The sequence below is a fragment of the Parapedobacter deserti genome (assembly GCF_042646065.1).
GTDB lineage: Bacteria > Bacteroidota > Bacteroidia > Sphingobacteriales > Sphingobacteriaceae > Parapedobacter > Parapedobacter deserti.
In genome coordinates this window covers 244780-269554 of sequence record NZ_JBHRTA010000008.1, presented here as the reverse complement: position 1 = coordinate 269554, position 24775 = coordinate 244780, and the positions used below count along the sequence as shown (strand labels likewise).

The window sequence follows — 24775 nt, the reverse complement described above, 5'->3', positions numbered from 1 at the left end:
TGAAACCAAAAACGCCTCCCTGTATTCGAGGAAGGCGCCTTATGTTATTTAATGCTTTCGATTACAACATAAACCTGCCTCCTCCGTGCCGATGGCCGGTGGTCGTTGGTGTCGAAATCGTCGTATTGTTATTCATTTTTTTGAAATTTCCGCGACAAAGGAAACCCTTTATTTTGAAATTAACAAGAAAAAAGTCATTTTTTTGTGATCCCGGCATTTTTTACAAATTTTCAAACAAATATCGTCTGTCCTATTTTTTTCTTGCACGATTGAGATATTTACCATAGTTTTGCATGCCAACGGATGCGATATGCCATCCACTATAAACAATCAACGTCTGTATGTTTCATAAAGAGGCAATTTAATGAAAAAAAAGACATTAGTAGCTACCATGCTATTTGCTTGCCTATTTGCCGTATCGCAAGCGCAGATCGCAACCGAACAACCGACCACTGACCCGTCCGATCCCGATAATTTGGCCAAAGACTACTTCTCACAGATTATGGGCGTAGCGGTTTCAGCGACTACAAACACCAAACTTTATCAATTTATCTACGAATGGATAGGCACACCCTATCGGTTAGGTGGTACGACAAAGAAAGGGGTTGATTGCTCAAAGTTTGCGTACGAGCTGTACGATCAGGTATTCAATACAACGTTAGGTTATAATAGCCGCAACATATATACCCAGGTAAATCCTATCCGGAAAGACGAGCTCAAGCCCGGGGACCTGGTGTTTTTTAAGATAAGAAGCCGCAACATCACCCATGTGGGTGTATACATTGGCGACGATAAGTTCGCTCATGCCTCTTCAAGCCGGGGCGTGATGATTAGTGACCTGAATGAAGCCTATTGGAAGCGCTATTATTACAATGGAGGCAGAATGCGTACGGCGAATATCGAAACTCCAGACGAACCGGAAAGCCTTCAGCCAGCCGTCAACTAATCCGTAGATAAATACAGCCGCGGTACACCAAACTCCGGCTGCATATACACTGCTCTCGGGGCGACGGGCACGCTTGAGTTCAAATGAAAAGCCCGGCGTCTTGGGATAGCCGGACTTCTCTTAATCAACCTAAACCTGAAATATACAACGGAAAATTCGATGATTTGTTTTAGTTAATTTTTATTGTTGAAGCGCACTGTGGCCCCAGGGCATCGCATCACAGCGATTTTACCCTGTATCACAGCCTTTTTACACTGTTCGCAAAATCTTCTCCATCTTCTTGCCTTTCGCCAATTCGTCTACCAGTTTATCCAAATACCTCACCTGTTTTGTTATAGAATTTTCAATTTCTTCGATTCGATAGCCGCAAATTACCCCGGTAATTAGGTGTGCATTTGGATTCAATTTGGCATGATCAAAGAATGTTTCAAATGTTACGTTATCGTCAATCAATTTTTGAAGTTTTTGATCGTCAAAACCTGTCAGCCATGCAATTACTTGATGTAGCTCTTCTTTTGTCCTGCCGTTGCGCTCAATCTTTGTCAGGTAGTGCGGATATACCGATGCAAAAGTCATTTTTGCCATTCGCTCATCGTGTTCGGGTGTTGTTTTCATATTTCGGTTCTATCGCCCACAAAGTTTCACAACGTTCTATTCAATAATAATAGACAGGTTACACAAAGTTAGCATTTTTGGCAATTCGATGCGCAGCTATATTGTTTTCGCGTATAAGGTTTCCCGAAAGAGGACGGCTAGAGAATAGAAAAGTGATCGATAACTTTAGCATTGTATTATGAAAGGGAAACCATTCAAACCGTAACAGATCAGTAGAATCCTTAAAAAAGAGTTCGAGGCGGGCAAAAGCGTTCAGCGGATCACACGTGAACACGGCAGGAGTGCGCCTCCTTTTACAAATGGCGGCAGCGATACAGTGGGCTTGACGGCAGTGAACGGAAACGAGTGAAGGAATTGGAGGAAGAAACCGCAAGCTTGACCGGATGTACACGGAGCTTGCATCGGATTTGGAGGCGGCCAGGGCGGTTATCTCAAACCGAGCTAAGCGAGGTCATGAGTGCCTTTAGCTGTCACCTCCACCGCGTAGCCGAAGCAGCAGATCATTCTCGTTGTACAGTTGATGCGATGGAGACATGGACGAAAGCTTCCATTTAAAATAGCTTTTTCTTTCGGCAAAAAGAACGATTGATAGAACCGTTGCAAGCGAGAAATAAAAAGCAGCCAAGCTTCGGAAAAACAGCTAACTTACAGAACATCTACCTGCGCCAAAACCGATGCCAAACTGCCGCGCGTGGCATGGCGGTCTGCTGGCCGTGAGCTAGCGGTCTGCCGGGTGTTTGTCGCAGCCTGACAGCAAGGCGACAGCAGCCAGACTGCCAGTTGCCACCTTCCTAATGCAAAGCGGTCTGGCCGCAGGTGCAGCGCGTGTGCCAACGGCTTGCTTCATCGTTTCGCAGTGCGTGTCTAATCTGCTATACGGCTTTTAAAGGGAAATACATCGCTCTCTTGATGTGCCTGAGCCATATACGCTTCCAATCGAGCGACCACATCGGGGTGGTTGGCTGCCAAATCCGTGGTTTCTCCCGGATCGATTTCCAGATTATACAATTCAGTGACCGGACGGGCGGTCAATGTGCTGAGCCGGATAGCCTTCCACTTACCCGAACGGATGGCCTGCCTGCCTCCCAGTTCGTGAAACTCCCAATATAGATATGGATGTTGTTCCTGGTGGCTGGCCTTTCCCAATAACGTAGGCAGAAAAGACACTCCGTCCGTATAGTTCGGGCGTTCTAATCCTGCCACAGCTACTAAAGTAGGCATGATGTCCCAAAAAGCACCGTTAAAATCGGACTGAGAACCGGGGGCTACCCTTCCAGGCCAGCGAACGATAAACGGCACGCGGATACCGCCCTCATAAAGATCCCGCTTGTATCCCCGCAAACCACCGCCACTGTTGAAAAAGTCGGGATCGGCGCCGCCCTCTTGGTGAGGACCGTTGTCACTACTGAAGATGACCAGTGTATTTTCAGACAAACCCAACTCATCCAACGTGGCCAACACCTCGCCCACATAGCCATCCAGCCGACTTACCATACCGGCAAATGTAGCCCTCGGGTCGGCTATCGACGCATAGCCGCCCACTGTGGCATCGGGCCCATAGTCCTGTCCTTTGTGCGGGTATTCCTCGAACCGCCCTTTATACCGCTTGTAATAAGCATCATCCGGCCCTTGCAATTCCGCATGGGGTAACACGACCGGAATAAACGCAAAGAAGGGATGATCTTTATTTTGTTCGACAAATTCTAGTGCTTTCTGTTGGATTAATTGCGGAGCATAAACCGTCTTACTCTCGAGATCATTCCCTTCCAGTACCACTTTTTGAGCGTTGTCCCACAGATGAGTGGGATAATACCGATGCGACTGTCGCTGGCAATTGTAACCAAAAAAGTGATCAAATCCCTTCTTGTCCGGCGCGCCGGAAGTGCCGACCATGCCCAGGCCCCACTTTCCGAACGCACCCGTCCGGTATCCAGATTGCTGGAGCAACTGCGCAAACGTCTGTACCGAATCGGCCAGTGGGTATTGGCCTTCCGGCTGGATCTCTTTATTGCCACGGATAAACGTATGGCCGGTGTGCTGTCCCGTGAGCAATGACGATCGTGAAGGAGCACAAACGGTAGCCCCGGCATAAAACTGGGTAAACCGCATCCCTTGTCCGGCCAGCCGGTCAATATGGGGCGTCTCTATTTTCTCCTGGCCGTAGCATCCTAGGTCACCATAGCCAAGATCATCCGCGAGGATGAATATGATGTTAGGTTTGTGTGGTACGGTTTGCGCGGCGGCAGGCAGAAATGCCAATAATGCCACTGCATTCAGGAATAGTCGTTTGTTCATCATCAAATCAATTTATAATCACATCAAACTTACAAAATTATTCCCACCCATCGTTCTGCTCGATGTTCGGATTCAACACGAGCTGATTGGATGGTATGGGATTTAGATAACAATGTTCAAGATAAAGAGTTGGTGGCGCCGCGCCGTTGCTCTCCTTGCCCTTTTTCATTAAAAAGGGCACCCCGAAAGTGTTTTGAGTAACCATAACTTCCGATTTTTTTCCCCTGTCTCTGGGCCGTTGGAATTGATGGGCAAAACAAAACGCACCAAAAGGCATCAAAATGAATTAACAACTGAAAAACAGTTATTTATGCCCAAAAAAGATAAAGATAGGCAAAAAAGAAAGCCCCCTAAATGATACATTTAGAGGGCTTTGGTGTTTTTTGATATTGATGTTGTCGGGGTGGCAGGATTCGAACCTACGACCTCCTGCTCCCAAAGCAGGCGCGATACCGGGCTACGCTACACCCCGTCCCTTGAGGGTTTGCAAAGGTAAAAATTAAATCCTGATTTCCAAAAGAAGAACAAAATTCTTTTTTACAAAACACCTTTCGTATTCCAAATATATTCACTAATATTGCAGCTCGATTTTTACGGGATAATAATCGTCATTAATTACTCAAAATCATGGATTTAGTAAAATTTGTAGAAGAGCAGGCGGTAACAAAAAACGAAGTTCCCGCGTTTAAAGCTGGGGACACTGTTAGCGTTCATTATAAAATTCGCGAGGGGAACAAAGAGCGTATCCAGGTTTATCAAGGTGTTGTCATCCAACGCAATAGCATTGGTGCAAACGAGACGTTTACCGTACGCAAAATTTCTAACGGTATCGGTGTTGAACGGATTTTTCCGATAAACTCTCCTAATATCGAAAAAATTGAAGTCAACTCGCACGGAAAGGTACGCCGCTCAAAATTGTATTACCTGCGTGGACTTACCGGGAAAGCCGCACGCATTAAATCAAAGAGATTCTAACAATATCTACCCTTTTCGGGATGGAAGAAGCTGTCTGCTCACAAGACAGCTTCTTTTTTGTTTGGCTCTGCGATGAAATGCGCTAATGGAAAACGCGATTGACTGCTACCCCCTTGCTTACGGCGAATTCGAAATAAGCGGCATCGAAAGACGCAACAATCATTACGCCCAGCGCATCGCTCTTATCACTTCCGCAGCTTTTGAAATTCTTTTTGATCAAAATACCGGAAAAACATGTACCTTTGTATCCCGTACATGAACGTGATGTGGAAAGCTTTTTCAAGCTGAAATTCAAGCTGAAACAACGTTTAAAACACACCCAAAATTTGTCATGACTAAATACATTTTTGTTACGGGCGGCGTCACCTCGTCGTTGGGAAAAGGTATTATTTCGGCGTCCTTGGCCAAGCTCCTACAAGCGCGGGGCTACAAAGTGACCATCCAGAAATTCGACCCTTACATTAACATTGATCCTGGTACGCTCAACCCTTATGAACATGGCGAGTGTTACGTGACCGAAGACGGCGCGGAGACTGACCTTGACCTTGGCCACTACGAGCGCTTTCTGAACACGCCGACGTCCCAATCTAACAACGTGACTACGGGCCGTATTTACCAATATGTCATCGACAGGGAACGGGAGGGTGCATACCTCGGCAAAACGGTACAGGTAGTGCCTCACATCACTGATGAGATTAAGCGGAGAATGTGCCTACTTGAATCCGAGGGACAATACGACATCATCATTACCGAATTAGGCGGTACCGTGGGCGACATCGAATCACTGCCTTTTATCGAAGCTGTGCGGCAGCTGCGCTGGGAATTGGGCGCACATAACTCCTTGGTGATCCACCTTACGCTTGTGCCTTTTCTCGCCGCGGCCGGCGAGCTAAAAACAAAACCTACACAGCATTCCGTGAAAACGTTGCTTGAATATGGAATACAGCCTGATGTGTTGGTTTGCCGAACGGAGCACCACCTCAATGCCGACATCCGCAAAAAGCTCGCTTTGTTTTGCAACGTGAACGTTAATGCGGTGATCGAGTCGATCGACGCACCTTCCATCTACGATGTGCCACTGCTGATGCTCAAGGAACAGTTGGATAAAACCGTACTGGCTAAGCTCAAACTATCTACCAAAAGCGAGCCGAACCTGGACAACTGGAAAATTTTCCTTGGCAAGCTGAAAAATCCAACCGCTGAGGTGACCATCGCCCTGGTTGGAAAATATGTGGAACTCCCCGATGCTTATAAATCCATCAATGAAGCGTTCATCCACGCCGGCGCTGTAAACGAGTGCAAGGTTAGGGTAAAGCTCATTGCAGCTGAAAGCATCAACGAAAGCAATGTGGATGAGAAGCTGAAGCGTGTATGCGGTGTGCTGGTCGCCCCCGGTTTCGGAGAGCGGGGACTGGAGGGCAAGTTGGAGGCTATCCGCTATGTACGGGAAAATAACATTCCTTTTTTTGGCATCTGCCTGGGGATGCAATGCGCAGTAATAGAATTCGGCAGGAATGTCTTGAAGTTAAAAAATGCGAACAGCTACGAAATGGATCCTAAAACCAAGTATCCGGTTATCCACTTAATGGAAGCACAGAAAAAGGTGAAAAACATGGGTGGCACGATGCGTCTCGGTGCTTATGACTGCGAAATCAAAAAAGGCACCAAAACGGCTGCCATCTACGGCAAAGGTAAGATCTCCGAACGGCATCGCCATCGGTATGAATTCAACAACGAATACCTTTCACAATACGAGGCTGCTGGACTGATCGCCTCCGGAATCAATCCGGATAATAATCTCGTCGAAATCGTAGAACTAAAAAGTCACCCGTTTTTCGTCGCCGGACAGTTCCACCCCGAATTAAAATCAACAGTTGCAAATCCTCACCCACTTTTTGTTAGCTTTGTAGCCGCTTCTTTGGCCCATAGCAAAGCGGCGAAGCAGAAATAGCGCAAATTAAGAAATGGATAGAAATTCAATCACAGGCCTCGTTTTAATCTTTGCCATCATCGCCGGGTCTTTTTACCTGATGCAGCCATCAGAGGAAGAGATTAAACGCGAACGCCAATTGCAAGATTCACTAGCCCGTACGCGGGCGGGTGTTGAAAATGTGAATAAAGACACCAGTGCTCAAGCAGTAACCCGCGTAGTCGACTCGGCGGCGTTGAGCGGGCCGTTCGGAGGCGCGGTCACGGGTGAAGAAAAGCTCCTTACCCTTGAAAACGAATACATAAAAGCAAGCATCAGCACCAAAGGCGGGCGGGTTAAATCCGTCGAACTTAAAAACGAGCAGACATACGACGGACGACCACTGATGCTCTTCGAGGGTGAGCAAAATAAATTCGGTCTCTTTTTCTCCTCCGGCGGGAAAAACATCGTCACGAACGACCTATTTTTCTCCACTACTGGACATGATATTCGTGTGACCGGTCAGGACTCGGCTTCGGTTACCTTCAGATTGGCCTACGGCGACGATAAATACGTCGACTATATCTATTCCATCAAAGGCAGCGATTACAACCTTGGCTTCACCATTGTCACCAGGGGAATGCAGGATGTGGTGGCTCCGACGGAAAGCCAATTGGTACTGAATTGGGAGGCTGCCCTTTACCAGAAGGAAAAGGATATGGACAGCGAGCGCCAACGCTCCACCTTATATTATGCATTGGCCGATGAAGAAATAGATCACCTGAATACCGCTAAAGATGACGAGGAAGAACTAAGGGAAACGGTGGAATGGGTATCATTCAAACAGCACTTCTTCTCCAATGTGCTGGTCGCTGACCGCGGCTTCAACGGGGGGAAAGTCAATGTATACACCAGCGCGGATGATGGCATCGTCAAGTTGTTTTCGGCCAACCTCCGCCTTGATTTCAATCGACAGGACATCAATACCTATCCCATGCATTTTTTCTTCGGGCCAAACCAATACAACGTGCTGAAGGCGCATGGATACGGCTTGGAGAAACAAATCGACATGGGCTGGGGACCAATGAAATGGATCAACCGCTTTATCACCATACCGGTATTCAACTTTTTAGATAGCTTCAACTGGAGCTACGGCTTGGTTATTCTTACGTTGACCATCATGTTGAAACTGGTGCTGTCTCCCCTAACGTACCGCTCATACGTATCGATGGCCAAGATGCGGGTGCTCAAACCAGAGATGGACCAAATCAAGGAAAAAGTAGGGCAGGATAACCCTACCCTGCTGCAGCAGGAATACCTGAAGCTGTATAAACAGGCTGGGGTTAACCCATTGGGCGGATGTATCCCGTTGCTGCTCCAAATGCCGTTTACCATAGCATTCTTTTTCTTTTTTCCCAACCTGTTTGAGCTTCGTGGCGAAAGCTTCCTTTGGGTTAAAGACCTTTCCACCTATGATTCGCCGATTAACTTTTCGCCGTTGCCAATCATCGGGATGGGCCACATCAGTTTGATGTGTATCCTGATGACGGTGGCTACCCTGCTCTCAACGTGGTACAACAACACGGTTTCTGGTGCTGCAGCCAATGCGCAGATGAAATACATCGGCTATTTTATGCCGTTGATCTTCTTTTTTGTACTGAATAGCTTCCCTGCAGGCCTCAATTATTATTATTTCCTGTCTACCATATTCACGTTTGGTCAGCAGGTCGTCATCCGTCAGATGATCAATGACGATAAGATACTGGCTATCATCGAAGCGAATAAGAAAAAGCCCGAATCTAAGAAAAAGTCGAAATTTCAGCAGCGCATGGAGGATTACATGCGTCAGCAACAGGCGCAGGCGAAGAAAAAGAAGAAATAACCTTGTTGGACCTCACACACCAATTTGATTGTTGACGTTTCGACCAAGGTCTGTTTCAAACAAACGCGCTGAACCCCGTAATTGACCGGCCAACGATCAGCGAATTGATTTCCTTCGTGCCTTCGTAGGAGTAGATGGCCTCGGCATCGGCCAGAAAACGGGCTACGTCATACTCCAGCAAGATGCCGTTGCCACCCATCACTTCCCGCGCCTGGCTAACAATGTCTCGCGTGCGCAGCGTGCAGAATACCTTTGCCAGCGAAGCATGTTCGTCGCGCAGCATACCGGCATCCTGCAATTCGGACAGGCGGTATACCAAGGTCTGCATCGCCGTGAGATTAGACAGCATTTCCACCAAATGGTTCTGGATTAGCTGGAAGGAGGCTATTGGCTTGCCGAATTGCTTGCGTTTGCGTGTATAGTCAAGCGCACTTTCATACGCTCCCCGAGCACATCCCACAGCCATCCACGCTACGCCGGCCCGGGTCAGTTGCAGCACTTTGGCGGTATCTTTGAAGGAATGAGCATTTTGCAAGCGATCGCGGTCCTCGACCACACAGTCCGCCAGCGTGATCAACCCATTCTGTACGATACGTAGGGCCATCTTACCCTTGATTTTTTCTACCGAAAATCCGGGCGTTCCTTTCCGCACCAAAAACCCTTTCACCTCACCATCGGCGACATCCTTCGCCCAGATGACCGTCACATCGGCAAACGTTGCATTGCCTATCCACTTTTTCTGGCCATTGAGCACCCAACCATCGTCTGTCCGGCGTGCAGTCACCGTCAGCCCGCCTGCCGCCCCCGAGCCGACCTCCGGTTCGGTGAGGCCAAATGCGCCGATCAGCTTCATCTGCTGCATGGCTGGCAGCCATTCCTCTTTCTGGGCGTCGGAACCGCATAGGTAAATCGAACCCATGGCTAATCCGCTTTGCACCCCAAAAAATGTCGCAACCGACGCATCTATACGGGCAATTTCCATAGCAACGATACCTTCCATGAGAGAAGATTTGCCGGCGCAGCCATACCCTTCATACGTCAGGCCACAGATATTCAATTCAGCCAACTTGGGGATTATTTCGAAGGGAAATTCGTCACGGAGCCAATATTGGTTGACCAACGGACGTATCTCCCTTTCCATAAACTCGCGCACTTTCAGTTGCAGGGCCCGATCCTCCTCGCTAAGCCGGAGATGCAGTTCATAGAAATCGCCATTGATCGGCGGCAGCTCCTTTTTAGGCTTACTGCCATCCAACATCTTCATGAAGCCATTCAACTGCTTTTCATCAAGTTTGGAGAATGTGTCCATTACTTTTGGCAGGTCAACCTTGCGCGATAATCTATCCAATTGCTCGAAATCAATGCTTTTAAACAGTTGGTAAGCTTTTTTGATTTTTGATAACATTGCCTTTCTTTTTCTACATTTTACATTGCGCTTTTTTATCATCACCAACGATAAAAAAGCGCCTATATTTTTCCGCTGGCGGCGCTCAATTGATCGCTTCAACCTCAGGTTTGTATCACCCCTACATTGAAAGCCCTTTCGATAGGCGCTTGGTTGGCGGCTTCGATACCCATGGAAATCACTTTTCTCGTGTCCAGCGGGTCTATGATCCCGTCTACCCACATCCGAGCAGCGGCATAATACGGCGTGGTCTGTTCGTTGTACCGTTCTGTGATTTCCTTGAGCAGCGCTTCCTCCTTCTTGCTGTCAATTTCCATACCTTTTGCCTTCAGCGATGCCGTTTGAATCTGCAGCAACGTCTTAGCAGCCTGCGCACCGCCCATCACGGCGATCTTGGCGGAGGGCCATGCGACGATCAGTCGCGGGTCATACGCTTTGCCACACATGGCATAATTGCCAGCGCCATAAGAATTGCCCACTACAATGGTGATTTTCGGTACCACGGAATTGGCTACGGCGTTGACCATTTTAGCGCCATCCTTGATGATTCCGCCCTGCTCAGCACGGCTGCCTACCATAAATCCCGTTACATCCTGAAGAAAAACCAAGGGAATTTTCTTCTGGTTGCAGTTCATAATGAAGCGCGTAGCCTTATCCGCTGCGTCCGAATAGATGACCCCCCCAAACTGCATCTCCCCTTTCTTGCTCTTTACCACCTTGCGCTGATTGGCTACAAAGCCGACCGCCCAGCCATCTACTCTGGCCAACCCGCAGACAATGCTTTGTCCGTACAGGGCTTTATATTCTTCAAATTCCGAGTTGTCTGCCAGTCGCAAGATAACCTCCTTTATATCATATGGCTTTTCGCGGGACGACGGAACAATGCCATATATATCCTGTTCATTCAGCTTCGGCGGTGCCGGCTTTATCCGGTCAAAGCCCGCGTCTTTCGGCTTTCCTAGCATCCCCATGATTTTGCGGATCGAACTTAAGCAAGCCTGATCGTCGGCGTGTTTATAGTCTGTTACTCCCGAAATTTCGCAGTGTGTGGTCGCTCCTCCGAGAGCTTCATTGTCCACCGATTCGCCAATCGCCGACTTCACTAGGTAAGATCCGGCTAAAAACACCGACCCAGTGCCATCCACGATCATCGCCTCATCGCTCATGATGGGCAGGTAAGCACCACCGGCTACGCACGCCCCCATGATGGCAGCAATCTGCACGATCCCTTCGCTGCTCATCCGGGCGTTGTTACGGAAAATCCGTCCGAAATGCTCCTTGTCTGGAAAAATATCCTCCTGCATAGGCAGGTACACCCCTGCCGAATCAACCAGGTAAATGATCGGCAACCGGTTCTCCATGGCGATTTCCTGCGCACGCAAATTTTTCTTTGCCGTCATCGGAAACCAAGCACCAGCTTTGACAGTAGCGTCGTTAGCCACTATCACACACTGTCTCCCAGCAATGTAACCAATGCCGGTTACTACACCCGCCGAAGGGCATCCACCATCCGCTGCATACATCCCGTCGGCAGCCAGCGCACCGATCTCCAGCCAAGGCCGATCGTTATCCAGCAGGTAAGCGATCCGCTCGCGCACCAACATCTTTCCTTTTGCCTTTTGCTTTTCCGCAGCTTTTGGCCCGCCCCCGGCATACACCTTCTTCAGTCGGTTTTTCAGTTCGAATACAGCCAGCTTATTCAGATCTTCATATTGGTTAAATTCAAGGTTTATCATGGGTTACAAGATACGGTATTCTTTTATTTCCTCCAAAGCGGATGATGGAGATCAACGTTCACAGCGGTTCAGAATTTTATTTTTTATGGGTTACCTTTCCTGCAACCGCGTATTAAGAGGTAAATAAACAATTTGTTTTTAACCAAAAAAGAAAGTAACAATGAAAAATGTATTTAAATTCGGTTTTTTGGGCCTAGCGCTTTCAGTAGCTGTAGCTGCTTGCAACAACACTACTTCAGAAAGTGAACAAACTGATGATTCGTTGACAAACCAAATCGAATCCCAAGTTGACGCTACTACCGATTCCATTGACTCTATCGGTGGTGCTGCTATCGATTCTCTTGATTCGTTAACAGAAGATTCTTTGTAAGGTTAACGCTTACAAATACTGGATTAATAGCCGAAAACGGGGCATCCAAACAGGTTGCCCCTTTTTCTTTTTCGCATCCGGCGAAAAATGATAGTTCTACCGCTCATATCGCTTTGCGCTGATATCCGATTTGGCAGATGGTTCCTATCAGGCACACCTGTTTAGCGCACCTATAGCCGTGCTCCGTTTGTTATTTACTCAACCATATATTATTTGTATCTGGATCGGTAGCAACTTTTTATGCATTTTTGTAAACCAGGCCGCTAAGGGCAGCAGTAATGCAAAATAGCAGTCGTTAAGCTACAGAATGAATAAATGACAAACAGCATGCGAAATATTCTCATCACCGGGTCAAGCAAAAGGCGCCCTGGATACCTTCACCCTCGGGCTCTCGAAAGAGGTAGCTGCCGAGGGAATACGCGGAGGTCGCAGAAGCTATCCTTTGGCTGGCTTCTGAAAAATCTTCTTATACTACAGGTACATTCATTGAAGTAAGCGGAGGAAAATGAACGAAACGTTGGAACGACTGTTTGCATATAATCACCAGTGCAACCAGCAACTGGCGGCAATACTGCATAAACAATCGGCGGTAGCCGGTGCGAAATCAATATCAATATTCAGCCATATACTGAGTGCCCATCATATATGGAATCACCGGATTGCCGGGCAGTCACCTGCCTACAACGTGTGGGAACTTCACCCAACTGACGCGTTCGAGGCCATAGACCGACACAATCACGACCAAACGATCACGGTCTTGGACACCGTCGATCTAACTACCGAAATCACATACGTTAATAGCAAAGGCCAACGATTTGCCAATACCGCAGGTGATATTTTCTTACATGTGATCAACCACACGACCTATCACCGTGGGCAGCTCGCACTGTTATTCAGGCAAAATGGTATGGAGCCTTTGGCAACAGACTATATTCTATATCGGCGATAAATCAGCTTAGTTTTCAGCCGCTCCTTGAACAACGCTTCGAAGTCATCCAATATCTGGCCGATAGCGTATCGACATACGTCTGCGCAGCGCTGAACTTGAGGCAATCTATAATTCGCCTAAGTCACTCCACTCGTAGCACGATCTTACCAAACTGAGCCGATGTGTCCATCTTTCGTAGTGCAATTTCTGCGTGCTTCAGTGGATGAACGCTATCGATGACCGGTTTTATGCTGTGGCGGTTTACAAAGTCGAGCATATTGGCAAAGTCTGCTGGCGATCCCATGGTTGTTCCCAATAACGAAAGCTGTTTCCAGAATATTTTGCGCCCATTGAGTGGTGGCAGGTCTCCTGCAGTGCCGCCGAAAAACACAATCTTGCCACCTGGTTTTGCTAAATCGAGGTGATGCGCAAAAGCGTCCCCTAAGGCGCTGTCTACAATCACATCAAAACCACCCGCCAACTCCTGCAGCTGCTGTGCCCAATTATCATGATTATACAGCACGCCCCCTTCGGCGCCTAACGCCACAGCTCGTTCGATTTTCGCCATGGTACTGGAAGTGACATACACGGTGGCGCCTGCCTGTACAGCCCACTGAAGGGTGAAAGTAGCTACACCTCCTCCGGCGCCCATCACCAAAACGTTTTGTCCCGCTTCCAGCCCTGCGCGGCTAAAGAGGGCCCGGTAGGCCGTGAGCCCACCCAGGGGCAGCGCAGCCGCTTCTTCAAACGAAAGGTGCCGTGGTTTTTCATGCAGGTTTGCCACCGATACCCGCACATACTCCGCAAAGGTGCCGTCATGGGGCAACCCTAAAATAGAAAAGGTCTTTTGCTGAGCGCCTTGGCTGTCACCCCATGCCAGGGACGGGTTAATGATCACCTCCTTACCCACCCAGCCTTCGTGAGCTTCCCCGCCAACCGACTCGACAATGCCTGCGCCGTCAGAACCGAGCACGATGGGAAACTTCAGCCCCGCATACTGCCCTTGCTGTATCCACCAATCACGACGGTTGAATGAAGCTGCCCTAACGCGCACTAATGCTTCACCGCGTTCCAAATCGGGTACAGGTATTTTTTTCAATATCAGCGATTCCTTAATTCCATCAAGGACGATCGCTTGCATTGTTTTAGTCATAAGGCTATAATACTATAAACAGATTTGCATAAATACCGCACACAAAAAAAATGGCGATGCATACCGCAAAGTATGACCGCCATTTTTGCTATTCGATTTCAGCTTGTTTACTTTACTTGATAGCGTCTGCGTAACGCTTGGCTACAGCATCCCAATCGATGACGTTAAAAATTGCTTCCAAATATCCCGGACGCTTGTTTTGATATTTTAGATAATAGGCATGTTCCCATACGTCGATACCCAATATCGGTGTGCCTCTTACTTCAGCAATGTCAAACAATGGATTGTCCTGGTTCGGTGTTGAGGTTACCTGAAGCTTACCCGCATCATCTACCACCAACCAGGCCCAGCCTGAACCAAACCGTGTTGCTCCGGCTTCCTGCAGCTTTTTCTTTAGTTCGTCGAATGACCCGAACGCCTCATCAATGGCCGCTGCCAGATCGCCTGAAGGTGTGCCTCCGCCATTCTGAGACAGAACGGTCCAGAACAATGAGTGGTTGTAATGCCCGCCCCCATTGTTGCGCACGGCTGCAGGATATTTCGAAATGTTCGCGCAGATCTCTTCGATGGTCAGGCTTTCTGCATCCGTGCCCGCGATGGCCTTATTCAGGTTATCTACATAAGCTTGATGGTGCTTTCCATGGTGTATTTCCATGGTTTCTTTGTCAATATGGGGTTCCAATGCGTCAGTGGCGTACGGTAACGCCGGTAGTTCAAAAGCCATAGTATGTATTATTTTAAATTAAAAATTAGTTATTAAGTGTTTGACAAACTTAGCTAAAGTTGCCTTTAAAAGCAACTCTCCGATCCTTTGCTAACCCGTGTTTAGGCAACCGTGCTGGTTATGTAAACGGTTAAATGCGCTATTTTGTTTTCAACACCACTAGCAAAACATCTATTGCGCTCGTTTATTACGGAAAAATGACGTGATAAGCGTTGCACTTTCTTCGGCTAAAATACCACTGATGACAGTTGTTTTAGGATGTAGCAGCTGACTACCGAAGACGGAAAATCCGCGTTTCTCATCCCGTGCGCCAAACACGATCCGTGATATCTGTGTCCAATAAGCGGCGCCTGCGCACATCACGCAGGGCTCTATGGTCACATACAACGTACAATCGTGTAAGTATTTGCCCCCAACGTAGTTAGCCGCGGCGGTAAATGCCTGCATTTCGGCATGTGCGGTCACGTCATTCAGCCGCTCCGTTAGGTTGTGGCCCCGCCCGATAATTCTGTTTTTTGACACGATGACAGCACCGATGGGCACTTCATCCTGCTCCAACGCGATATGGGCCTCCTTGAGCGCTTCTTTCATGAAAACCTCGTCGGAGATTGCATCGCCGGTATCTTCGAAGTTGATGTATCTCATGGGTCGGTATTGCGTAATATAACGTGCTGCGTAAACAAATTGCTGGGTAGCCGGTGTCAAACAAGTTTGGCCCCATTGGGCACATTGCGTTCCACAGTGCTGAGCACGATGTCGCCATTTTCGTCTGCAAACCCCGTAACCAAACATTCCGAGATGAAATCGGCTATCTGTTTCTTGGGGAAGTTGACCACACCGATCACCTGCTTGCCGATCAATTCGTCTTTGCTATAGTGCTTGGTAATCTGTGCGCTGCTCCGTCGTATGCCGATCTTTTTGCCGAAGTCTATCCGGAGCTTATAGGCTGTTTTACGCGCCGTCGGAAAATCTTCAACCGCTATGATCGTGCCTACATGTAAGGCTACCTTTTCAAAGTCGTGCCAAGTGATTTCTTCCATGAAGCGATGTGCTAAAGCCGGTTACTTTCCAGATCTGCCAACCCTTTTTTCAGCGTAAACAAGATGTACTCCCTGTTGCGCTTTACCCTGTTGGCCAGTCGGCCGATCAACTCCTCTTCTTTCCCCTGTTCGTAGGCAAGGTCGTCATCCGAAAGGTGATTGTACTTTCGCCTGAACTTCTTTTTCAATATTTCCCATTCGTCTGGGCTGATTTTGATTGCCGCCATGTTCCATCAATTTTGACCACAAACTTAGCTAACTTGCTAGTTATATCCAAGCTTTACGGGCATTGCACATCCGCCCTCCGCCGGTTTTCAATTTCGGCTTGAATTTTGCAGGAAATGCTGGAAACAGTTTTACAACCGTATTTTAAATTAAAGGAATACATTATGAAAAAGTACCTTATTATTGCTTTTCTGGTGTCGTCGACTATTCTGGCGGCAAATGCCCAACTAATGCCTACTTTCCAGTTAGGTTTGAAAGGGGCGCTAAACTTCTCCACCTTGAGGACGGATGATGGTAATTGGCTTGACGGAAGCACCCGCACAGGGTATCAGGCTGGTATCTGGGCACGGATAGGCGGTGCGGGAGTACATTTTCAACCTGAACTTTACTTTACCGGAAAAAGCTCAAAAGCCGAATTCGACAATCCCGAAGGCGGAAATGTAACAGCTAACGTAACGTTTACCAGTTTGGACTTGCCTTTACTTTTAGGTACCCGGATCGGACTCGGACCGTTGGGTGTACGGGTACAGGCCGGACCTGTGGTTTCTTTTGTGGTAGACGAGGGAATTGGCCAAGCCCTTCAGGATGTCACCGACTTCAACAGTTATAAGAGCCAGGCGTGGGCGGTAACAGGTGGCCTCGGGGTAGACATCAGCAAGTTCAGGGCGGACCTACGATATGAACACGGCTTAAGCAATTTGAGTGAGAACAGCAATCGGTCACAAAAGATTAATCTTTGGTCGCTGGGAGTGGGCTACCGCCTGTTCTAACTGCCGCAATGTTTCGGTTTCCCCTTAAATTGCAAAACCCTCAAAGTCAAGTCTGTTTTCGGCCGCGATTTTGAGGGTTTTGCAATTTATTGGCTTGTCATTAATATACTTGCAATACAAAGTTCAATGACAGTCCTTTTTGAAACACCGTTCTGCAACGTCCTTGACCTTCTCTTAGAATATTTCTAAATTACCGATTTTCCTTGTTTGTTTTCAACCGTATTAAATCTATTGGTAGATTTGCTTACCAAAATTAAAATCATCGAGGAGAATGAGTAAGTCCAAACACCTGCTTTCTTCATCACTGGGGAAAAAGCTGATTATGAGTTTCACAGGTTTGTTTCTGTGTATTTTTTTAATCATACACCTAATTGGCAATTTACAATTATTTTACAACGATCAAGGAAAGGCTTTCAATGACTATGCTCATTTTATGACGCATTTCATCCCTATCCGAATCGTCTCTTACCTGCTTTATATTTCCATTGTCGTTCATGCCATCTATGCATTGGTTGTCACCATCAATAACCGCAAAGCACGTCCAGTGGGATATGCCGTGTTTCAAGGTTCGGCAAATAGTGCCTGGAGTTCCCGCAACATGGGCATTCTTGGAACGGTATTGCTGGTGTTTATCGTCACCCACATGAGCAACTTTTGGTGGAAATACCACAACGATGGCGTTCCCTATGTTGAATACCGTACCGATCTGGCTACACAGGAAACTACAGTGACCGAACTGATTGGCGACGAGTACACTGACTATATTAAATATGTAGACAATGATGTAGAGGTACTTAAAGCAAAAGATCTCTATAAACAGGTTCAGTTTACCTTCACCAACTGGTTGCTGGTGGCTTTTTATGTCATTTCCATGGCTGCCCTATCGTTCCACCTCATTCATGGGTTCAAAAGTGCATTCCAGACATTGGGGTGGGATCATAGGAAGTACGCTCCGATCGTGCGGTTCCTCGGCATATGGCTGTTCGGGGTGGCTATCCCCATTGGGTTTGCATCCATGCCGATCTATTTTTATTTTTTCAACTAAACTGTTATGAAGCCCGCGCATGCGATTCACGGGCACAATGATATATAGACTCGAACGTATGTTAGATTCAAAAACACCAGCAGGGCCATTGGCCGATAAGTGGTCAAACCATAAGTTTAACCTGAAATTGGTCAATCCGGCCAATAAACGGAAATACACCATCATCGTTGTGGGAACGGGGCTGGCGGGATCATCGGCCGCTGCGTCCCTTGCAGAATTGGGTTATAACGTTAAGGCTTTTTGCTATCAAGATAGCCCCAGACGGGCGCATTCAATCGCGGCTCAGGGGGGAATTAACGCTGCCAAAAACTACCAGAACGACGGAGACAGCGTATTCCGCCTGTTCTATGACACGATCAAGGGCGGCGACTACCGCGCACGTGAAGCCAATGTGTACCGGCTGGCTGAGGTTTCGGTGAATATCATCGACCAATGTGTCGCACAGGGTGTGCCCTTCGCCCGTGATTACGGCGGCCTGCTCGATAACCGGTCTTTCGGAGGCGCCCAAGTATCGCGGACGTTTTATGCACGCGGGCAAACCGGACAGCAACTGCTGCTGGGTGCTTACTCTGCGCTCAACCGTCAAATCAACAAAGGCAAAGTAAAGATGTACAACCGGCATGAGATGCTGGATCTGGTCACTATTGATGGACATGCACGGGGCATCATCACCCGTAATATGGTAACCGGCGCTATCGAATCGCACGAAGGCCATGCCGTGCTACTCTGCACGGGCGGATACGGCAACGTATTTTTCCTGTCAACCAACGCCATGGGTTGCAATGTCACGGCAGCATGGCGCGCCCACAAACGGGGCGCATTTTTCAGTAATCCGTGCTACACACAAATACACCCAACCTGCATTCCGGTAACAGGCGATCACCAATCCAAGCTGACACTCATGTCAGAGTCACTACGCAATGATGGACGCGTATGGGTACCTAAGACCGTAGAACTGGCTCAAAGGCTTCGGAAAGGTGAAATCAAGATAGCTGACATCAAAGAAGAAGATCGGGATTACTACCTGGAGCGCAAATACCCCTCTTTCGGTAATCTCGTACCCCGCGATGTCGCCTCTCGCAATGCCAAGGAGGTGGTTGACGAAGGTCGCGGTGTGGGTGCCTCCGGTATCGCGGTGTATCTTGACTTCGAAGATGCTATAAACCGCCTTGGCGAAGATACGGTCCGGGCCAAGTACGGAAACCTGTTTGATATGTACTACCAGATCACAGATGAAAACCCTTACAAACAGCCCATGCGGATTTATCCCGCTGTGCACTATACCATGGGAGGCTTGTGGGTAGATTACAACCTGATGACTTCGGTCCCTGGATTGTATGCGCTGGGTGAGTGCAATTTTTCTGACCACGGCGCCAACCGCCTCGGAGCCTCCGCACTGATGCAGGGGCTGGCTGATGGCTACTTCGTTATCCCATATACCGTGGGCGATTACCTTGCCGGCCTTGGCTTCGAACCAGTAGACAAAAACCACCCAAATTTCGAGAGAACCCGTCAGGAGGTGGAAGCCCAGGTGCACAAACTGCTTTCACTTAGGGGAAGCAAGACCGTGGATGATATCCACAAGAAACTCGGACACACAATGTGGGAATATTGCGGCATGGCTCGCAACGAAGCTGGATTGATAAAGGCCAAGGGACTGATACAGGAATTGCGGAAGGAATTTTGGAGTGACGTGACGGTGCTCGGTGAAAACGAAGAAATGAACCAGTCGCTGGAAAAAGCCGGACGGGTAGCCGATTTCCTCGAGCTGGGTGAACTCATGGTAGACGATGCCCTACACCGCCGTGAATCGTGTGGTGGACATTTCCGCGAGGAAAGCCAGACAGAAGAAGGTGAGGCCAAGCGGGACGACGAGAATTTCAAATACGTGGCCGCCTGGGAATACCGGGGTGAAAACCAACCTGAAGTACTTCACAAGGAACACCTTGAATTCGAAAATGTAAAATTGACACAACGGAGCTATAAGTGATTTAGATTTTAGATTCTTTGGCCATCGGTGAATTATGTAAACCGTAATCTAAAATCGTAAATTGTAACTAAATAACAATGAGCGGAAACATGAACCTGACGCTGAAAGTATGGCGCCAAAAAAACGACAAGACGAGGGGTAAGTTTGTAACCTACCAAGCCACAGGTATATCGCCGGATATGGCTTTTTTGGAGATGCTGGACGTAGTCAATGAGGACTTGGTTCGGAAGGGCGAAGACCCTATTCATTTTGATCATGACTGCCGTGAAGGTATCTGCGGGATGTGCTCGCTGCATATCAATGGGAGACCACACGGACCAAAGCAGGGTACCACAACCTGCCAATTACACATGCGCAGCTTTCACGACGGGCAGACCATTGTCATAGAACCGTGGAGAGCCTCCGCGTTTCCTGTCATCAAGGATCTCGCAGTCGATCGCTCGGCGTTTGACCGCATTCAACAAGCAGGCGGCTATGTCAACGTAAACACCGGAGGTGTGCCTGACGCGAACGCGATCCCCGTTCCGAAGACCGTGGCCGATGAAGCGTTTGAATCAGCAACCTGCATCTCCTGCGGCGCATGCGTCGCTGCTTGTAAAAATGCATCGGCAATGCTGTTCGTTTCTGCCAAAATTTCTCAGTATGCCCTGCTGCCGCAAGGACAGGCGGAAAGATATAGCCGCGCACAGGCCATGGTTGACCAAATGGATGCCGAAGGCTTCGGCAATTGTACCAACACTGGCGCGTGCGAAGCGGAATGCCCCGTTGGCATTAAACTGACCAACATTGCCCGGATGAACCGGGAATACCTCTCCACTAAGCTATTCAGACAGGAAGAGCCACATTGACGGCGCCAAACCGCCGTAATAATAATTTGTCATCCCCACAATCGTTATCATTGTGGGGATTTCATTTCCCTGATATCCAGTCGCATGCGAGTGTCAGAGATATTTTCTATATTTACGTAAATTAAAATTACAAAAGTGAATGTGAGTACGGTTGTCAAAATAAGGCTTTTGCTATTCGTTCTAACGTTATGCTTTATCGGAACGGCCGTCACCATCAACCTGACCTTTGACCAAGAGGAGACCTTGCTCCTTGATGCCCGGAAACTCCAAGGTGCCCTGCATAAAAAGGAACAAATCGTTTATAATTTCCTCAGCGATACAACCAATTATGATGTGCTTAAGGCCATGGAAACCGATGTCAAACTCACCGAAGACATCCTCAACTACTTTTCGGCACAACATGAGATCTACCTGTTTACCTACGTAAACAGCGAACTGGTGGTCTGGGGCTCCGACAAATTCGTACCTAAAACGGATGCTGGTATCCGCAACGGAGTTGATATCATCAAAACAGACAACGGCTGGTATGAGTCAATAAAGAAAAGTGCCGGAAATTTTTCTGTCCTATTTCTGATCCCCATTAAATCGGAATTTCAGAAAAACAATCCCTATCTGCAGAATACGTTCTCAAAAGATCTCATTGCTACCAACAACTTGGAAATAGCCGAGTATAACGACCCTTTGATTTACAATATCAGAAGTATAACGGGGGAATACCTGTTTTCGGTCACGCTCCGCGATAGCCATCATGATACGTTCTTCTCCAAACTTGAGTTGGCAATGTGGATGCTCGCTGGCTTTTCGATCGCTGTTCTATGCAATATTATATGTGTATGGATGGCCGGACGGGGCTGGGTCTGGTCTTCCGTGCTGCTGTTTACCTGCTGTTTGGCTGGCATCCGGTACTTGGACCTCCATTACGGCTGGTTGGCTTCTCATTTCTATACCGGCATTTTTGATTCCCGCAACTTTGCGTCCAGTTTTCTCTTCCCTCACTTAGGCGGTTTTCTGCTCAATATAATCACATTCTCTTGGTTTATTGGCTATCTGTTCACGTTTAGGCGGCGCCTAAAAATTCCGGCATTTGCTCATACGAAAACGGGGCATATTGTGGTGGCGTTCATCTTTGGGCTACTGATTTATTTGATGAGTCTTGCCATCACCGAGGTGTTTGCGGGCCTCGTCACCAATTCGGACATTAACTTCGACGTCACCAACATTCTTAACCTGAATATCTACAGCTGGATGGGCATTATCGCGCTATGCCTTTGCATGATGTCGCTGCTGCTATTCATTGACTTGCTGGTAGGGCTTGTTCATTCGATCATTCCCAACGTTAAGCGATTACTCGCCATCGGAGCAGTCGTTGTCCTTTGCTTGGCCGGCATGCATGTGTATATTATTCGGATCTCGCCTGATAACTTCCCGCTTACCTTCGTTTTACTGACCATGCTAATTGCCCTGCGGGCATGGTACATCAAACGGAAAACCCAATTTGATCTCGCTGTTTTTATCTCCACGTTACTGCTGCTTGCAGCGATAACCGCCGTGAAACACAGCCAACTACAGCGTTATAAGAAAGAAGAAAAGCAGAAAATAGCTATCTCAAAACTGGAAGCTGTTGACGATGCTAATGCGCTTGCTCTTTTTTATGATCTGGAAAAAGAGATTGTCAAAGATCCCATACTTATTGAATATTTCAAGAACCCAAGGGGCGAAAACCGCGAACTGCTCAATGAGCACCTGAAAAGAACTTACCTGAGCGGTTACCTTTCACGGTATGAATTTGTCGCCCACGAGTTTGATCCTGACTGGACTCCGATAGGCAACAGCTCTGCAAGTAAACGGGAGGCTTATCGGGAGAAAGTAATATCCGGGGCGATCAAGGTGTCCGAAAACTTCTACCGCGGCAACAGCCAATTCGGAAATTTTGAATATTTCGCTCAACTCCCGGTAGAGGACGAAGGCAACCCACTGGGTACGTTACTTATCGAATTGCAAAACCGCTCATTCAGCCAACTCGCTGCCTATCCGGATATCCTTACAGACAGCAGGATAGACCAACAGCATACCGAACTGATTACGCAATACGCATATGCATTCTACCGCGATGGCTCCTTGGTCAGCCAATTCGGTGACTATGTATACCCGCTCTCTGCCGAGAGCTATCCGGCAGAGCAGCGCAAACACATCACGCTCGGCAATGAAGGTGGCTTCGAGCACATGATGTACCGCCCCAACAGCCGGACATTGATTGTGGTCAGCAAACCGCAACAAAGCCATTGGATGCAATTGGCCGCAGTGTCCTTCATCTTTCTGGTGTTTCTTCTATTTGCTATAATAGCTTACATAACCCGTTGGCTGGTGTTGACTTTAAACAGCAATGACTTCAGCCTGAGAAACCTCAGGTGGAGTTACCTTATTTTGTCCAGCAAAGTGTTATATAGCACACGAATTCAGACATTCATGGTAGTGGCGGTCGTGTTTACGCTGATCGTTGCAGGGTTCATCACGTTCTTCAGCATAAGCAGCCAGTTCAGGAAGCAGCAAGAAACCGGCGTTTTGAAATATGTGGTGGATATTGCCCGACGGCTCGAGTCGCGCATGCTGAAAGATGCTAGTATAAACCGCGGGATTTCGACCGACGAGCAATTCAACGCCATCGCCGAATCCATTGCTTCTGATCTTAACCTTTACGGTATCGACGGACAATTGATCTATTCTACCCAGCCGCGGATTTATGATTTACGATTGACCTCACGGTACATGCAGCCGCGAGCGTGGCTGCATGTGGCGCGTCGCCAACGATCCGAATTCATCCAGCATGAACAAATCGGTGGACTCAATTTCATTGCTGCCTACGCCCCTATCAGAAACGATGAATACGAGCCGGTAGCGTTCCTTAGTCTGCCCAACTACGGTTACCAGAAAGAATTCGATCAAAATGTGGGGCTTCTCCTCAATACGCTAATCAATATCTACGCGCTGGTCATTCTCGTGCTGGGGTTGTTTGCCGTGTTTGTAGCAAACAAGATCACCGCGCCTCTTGCCCTGGTGCAGCGTAGCCTCGCTAAAACCAGCATAGGCAAACCGAATGAACCCATTTTCTGGAAAAGGCACGACGAGATCGGTAGCCTCATCAAAGAATACAACCTGATGATCGCCGCGCTTGAACAGAGTGCAAACACGATCATGCGTTCGGAGCGAGAATCCGCATGGCGAGAAATGGCCAAGCAGGTTGCCCATGAAATCAAAAACCCGCTGACTCCGCTTAAGTTGGGCATCCAGCAGCTGAACCGGTCTTGGAAGGAAAAGGATCCGCGGTTCGATGAGCGGTTTGCACGGTTCAGCGAGTCGTTTATCGAACAGATAGACAGCCTCTCACGCATTGCGTCCGAGTTTTCGGAATTCGCCAAAATGCCGGATACCCAACTCAAGGAAGTCGACCTGCTGGATATCCTGAATAAGGCGGTCGAGGTATTCAATAACAACAGTGGTGTGAAAATACAAATCAACAATCATTGTGGCGGCAGCGCCATTAAAATTCATGGCGACCGTGACCAGTTGCTCCGGTCTTTCAATAACCTGATAAAAAATTCAATAGAAGCGACGATTGCAAAACGCAAATGCTATATCAGCATAACGATAACCTACGACGCATCCAATTATGTTTCCCTCGCCATTCAGGATAATGGCCACGGCATAAGTCCGGAGCTGCGCGAAAAACTGTTCCAGCCCAACTTTACCACCAAGAGCTCGGGAACAGGTCTCGGACTGGCTTTTGTGAAGCAAGCGGTAGAAGCAATGGGTGGAAACATCCGGTATGAAACTTACGTTGGCAAGGGTACCACCTTCTACCTGCGCATCCCCGCGTCACAGATCGTCAAACCGCAGCAACCGCAACACATTGCTTGACGAC

22 protein-coding genes and 1 tRNA gene are annotated in these 24775 nt (G+C 48.1%); 12 read left to right on the top strand and 11 right to left on the bottom strand.

The window, feature by feature from the left end; all coding sequences use genetic code 11:
- The first annotated feature begins 364 nt into the window (after positions 1–364).
- The gene (locus ACFOET_RS02990) at positions 365–946 is read left to right on the top strand and encodes a C40 family peptidase (RefSeq protein ID WP_379019417.1); all 582 of its coding nucleotides are present in this window, start codon (positions 365–367) and stop codon (positions 944–946) included.
- Positions 947–1195: 249 nt separating this feature from the next.
- Here the strand turns inward: ACFOET_RS02990 and ACFOET_RS02985 are convergent, their stop codons facing one another.
- The 4 genes from ACFOET_RS02985 to ACFOET_RS02970 all read right to left on the bottom strand — a co-directional run bounded on the left by ACFOET_RS02985 (position 1196) and on the right by ACFOET_RS02970 (position 4328).
- Entirely contained in the window at positions 1196–1561 is a 366-nt protein-coding gene (locus tag ACFOET_RS02985) for a DUF2200 domain-containing protein (protein WP_379019415.1), read from the bottom strand.
- Between the two features lie 864 nt (positions 1562–2425).
- Entirely contained in the window at positions 2426–3859 is a 1434-nt protein-coding gene (locus tag ACFOET_RS02980; RefSeq protein ID WP_379019413.1) for an arylsulfatase, read from the bottom strand.
- A gap of 34 nt (positions 3860–3893) precedes the next feature.
- Positions 3894–4061 (bottom strand): RagB/SusD family nutrient uptake outer membrane protein, encoded by a 168-nt coding sequence (locus tag ACFOET_RS02975; RefSeq protein ID WP_379019411.1) that lies wholly within the window; start codon positions 4059–4061, stop codon positions 3894–3896.
- Between the two features lie 193 nt (positions 4062–4254).
- A tRNA-Pro gene (locus ACFOET_RS02970) sits at positions 4255–4328 on the bottom strand.
- A 155-nt stretch (positions 4329–4483) separates the two neighbouring features.
- Between ACFOET_RS02970 and rplS the strand changes: the two genes are divergently transcribed.
- The 4 genes from rplS (at position 4484) to yidC (ending at position 8622) form a co-directional block, all read left to right on the top strand.
- The gene (gene rplS, locus ACFOET_RS02965) at positions 4484–4831 is read left to right on the top strand and encodes a 50S ribosomal protein L19 (protein ID WP_379019409.1); all 348 of its coding nucleotides are present in this window, start codon (positions 4484–4486) and stop codon (positions 4829–4831) included.
- An 85-nt stretch (positions 4832–4916) separates the two neighbouring features.
- A complete protein-coding gene (locus ACFOET_RS02960) occupies positions 4917–5090 on the top strand; it encodes a hypothetical protein (RefSeq protein ID WP_379019407.1) in 174 nt (57 codons plus the stop codon).
- Between the two features lie 72 nt (positions 5091–5162).
- Complete coding sequence (locus ACFOET_RS02955) at positions 5163–6782, top strand: CTP synthase (RefSeq protein WP_379019405.1); 1620 nt, start codon at positions 5163–5165, stop codon at positions 6780–6782.
- A 13-nt stretch (positions 6783–6795) separates the two neighbouring features.
- A complete protein-coding gene (yidC, locus tag ACFOET_RS02950) occupies positions 6796–8622 on the top strand; it encodes a membrane protein insertase YidC (RefSeq protein ID WP_379019403.1) in 1827 nt (608 codons plus the stop codon).
- Between the two features lie 55 nt (positions 8623–8677).
- On the opposite strand, the gene ACFOET_RS02945 is transcribed toward yidC, so the two are convergent.
- Together ACFOET_RS02945 and ACFOET_RS02940 are read right to left on the bottom strand one after the other, a co-directional pair.
- Complete coding sequence (locus ACFOET_RS02945; RefSeq protein ID WP_379019401.1) at positions 8678–10027, bottom strand: acyl-CoA dehydrogenase family protein; 1350 nt, start codon at positions 10025–10027, stop codon at positions 8678–8680.
- A gap of 104 nt (positions 10028–10131) precedes the next feature.
- Positions 10132–11760 carry an acyl-CoA carboxylase subunit beta gene (locus ACFOET_RS02940; RefSeq protein WP_379019614.1) on the bottom strand — a complete coding sequence of 543 codons (1629 nt, stop codon included), beginning with the start codon at positions 11758–11760 and terminating at the stop codon, positions 10132–10134.
- 163 nt (positions 11761–11923) lie between these two features.
- Here ACFOET_RS02940 and ACFOET_RS02935 point away from each other — a divergent pair, with 163 nt between their 5' ends.
- Together ACFOET_RS02935 and ACFOET_RS02925 are read left to right on the top strand one after the other, a co-directional pair.
- Positions 11924–12133: a hypothetical protein gene (locus ACFOET_RS02935; RefSeq protein ID WP_379019399.1), complete on the top strand. Its 210-nt coding sequence runs from the start codon at positions 11924–11926 to the stop codon at positions 12131–12133.
- Between the two features lie 505 nt (positions 12134–12638).
- Positions 12639–13082: a DinB family protein gene (locus tag ACFOET_RS02925; protein WP_379019397.1), complete on the top strand. Its 444-nt coding sequence runs from the start codon at positions 12639–12641 to the stop codon at positions 13080–13082.
- A 121-nt stretch (positions 13083–13203) separates the two neighbouring features.
- Here the strand turns inward: ACFOET_RS02925 and ACFOET_RS02920 are convergent, their stop codons facing one another.
- From ACFOET_RS02920 to ACFOET_RS02900, 5 genes are all read right to left on the bottom strand, one after another.
- Positions 13204–14214: a zinc-binding dehydrogenase gene (locus ACFOET_RS02920; RefSeq protein WP_379019395.1), complete on the bottom strand. Its 1011-nt coding sequence runs from the start codon at positions 14212–14214 to the stop codon at positions 13204–13206.
- Positions 14215–14326: 112 nt separating this feature from the next.
- Entirely contained in the window at positions 14327–14938 is a 612-nt protein-coding gene (locus ACFOET_RS02915; protein WP_379019393.1) for a superoxide dismutase, read from the bottom strand.
- A gap of 171 nt (positions 14939–15109) precedes the next feature.
- A complete protein-coding gene (locus tag ACFOET_RS02910) occupies positions 15110–15583 on the bottom strand; it encodes a nucleoside deaminase (protein WP_379019391.1) in 474 nt (157 codons plus the stop codon).
- Between the two features lie 56 nt (positions 15584–15639).
- A complete protein-coding gene (locus ACFOET_RS02905) occupies positions 15640–15978 on the bottom strand; it encodes a tRNA-binding protein (RefSeq protein ID WP_379019389.1) in 339 nt (112 codons plus the stop codon).
- Positions 15979–15989: 11 nt separating this feature from the next.
- Complete coding sequence (locus ACFOET_RS02900; RefSeq protein ID WP_379019387.1) at positions 15990–16205, bottom strand: CsbD family protein; 216 nt, start codon at positions 16203–16205, stop codon at positions 15990–15992.
- A gap of 162 nt (positions 16206–16367) precedes the next feature.
- Here ACFOET_RS02900 and ACFOET_RS02895 point away from each other — a divergent pair, with 162 nt between their 5' ends.
- The 5 genes from ACFOET_RS02895 (at position 16368) to ACFOET_RS02875 (ending at position 24771) form a co-directional block, all read left to right on the top strand.
- On the top strand, positions 16368–16973 hold the full coding sequence (locus ACFOET_RS02895) for a porin family protein (protein ID WP_379019385.1): 606 nt from the start codon (positions 16368–16370) through the stop codon (positions 16971–16973).
- Positions 16974–17244: 271 nt separating this feature from the next.
- Complete coding sequence (locus ACFOET_RS02890; protein ID WP_379019383.1) at positions 17245–18018, top strand: succinate dehydrogenase cytochrome b subunit; 774 nt, start codon at positions 17245–17247, stop codon at positions 18016–18018.
- A gap of 58 nt (positions 18019–18076) precedes the next feature.
- Entirely contained in the window at positions 18077–20008 is a 1932-nt protein-coding gene (locus ACFOET_RS02885) for a fumarate reductase/succinate dehydrogenase flavoprotein subunit (protein ID WP_379019381.1), read from the top strand.
- 77 nt (positions 20009–20085) lie between these two features.
- Positions 20086–20856, top strand: coding sequence for a succinate dehydrogenase/fumarate reductase iron-sulfur subunit (locus ACFOET_RS02880; protein WP_379019379.1), 771 nt, complete (start codon positions 20086–20088; stop codon positions 20854–20856).
- A 168-nt stretch (positions 20857–21024) separates the two neighbouring features.
- Entirely contained in the window at positions 21025–24771 is a 3747-nt protein-coding gene (locus ACFOET_RS02875) for a sensor histidine kinase (RefSeq protein WP_379019377.1), read from the top strand.
- The last annotated feature ends 4 nt before the right edge of the window (positions 24772–24775 follow it).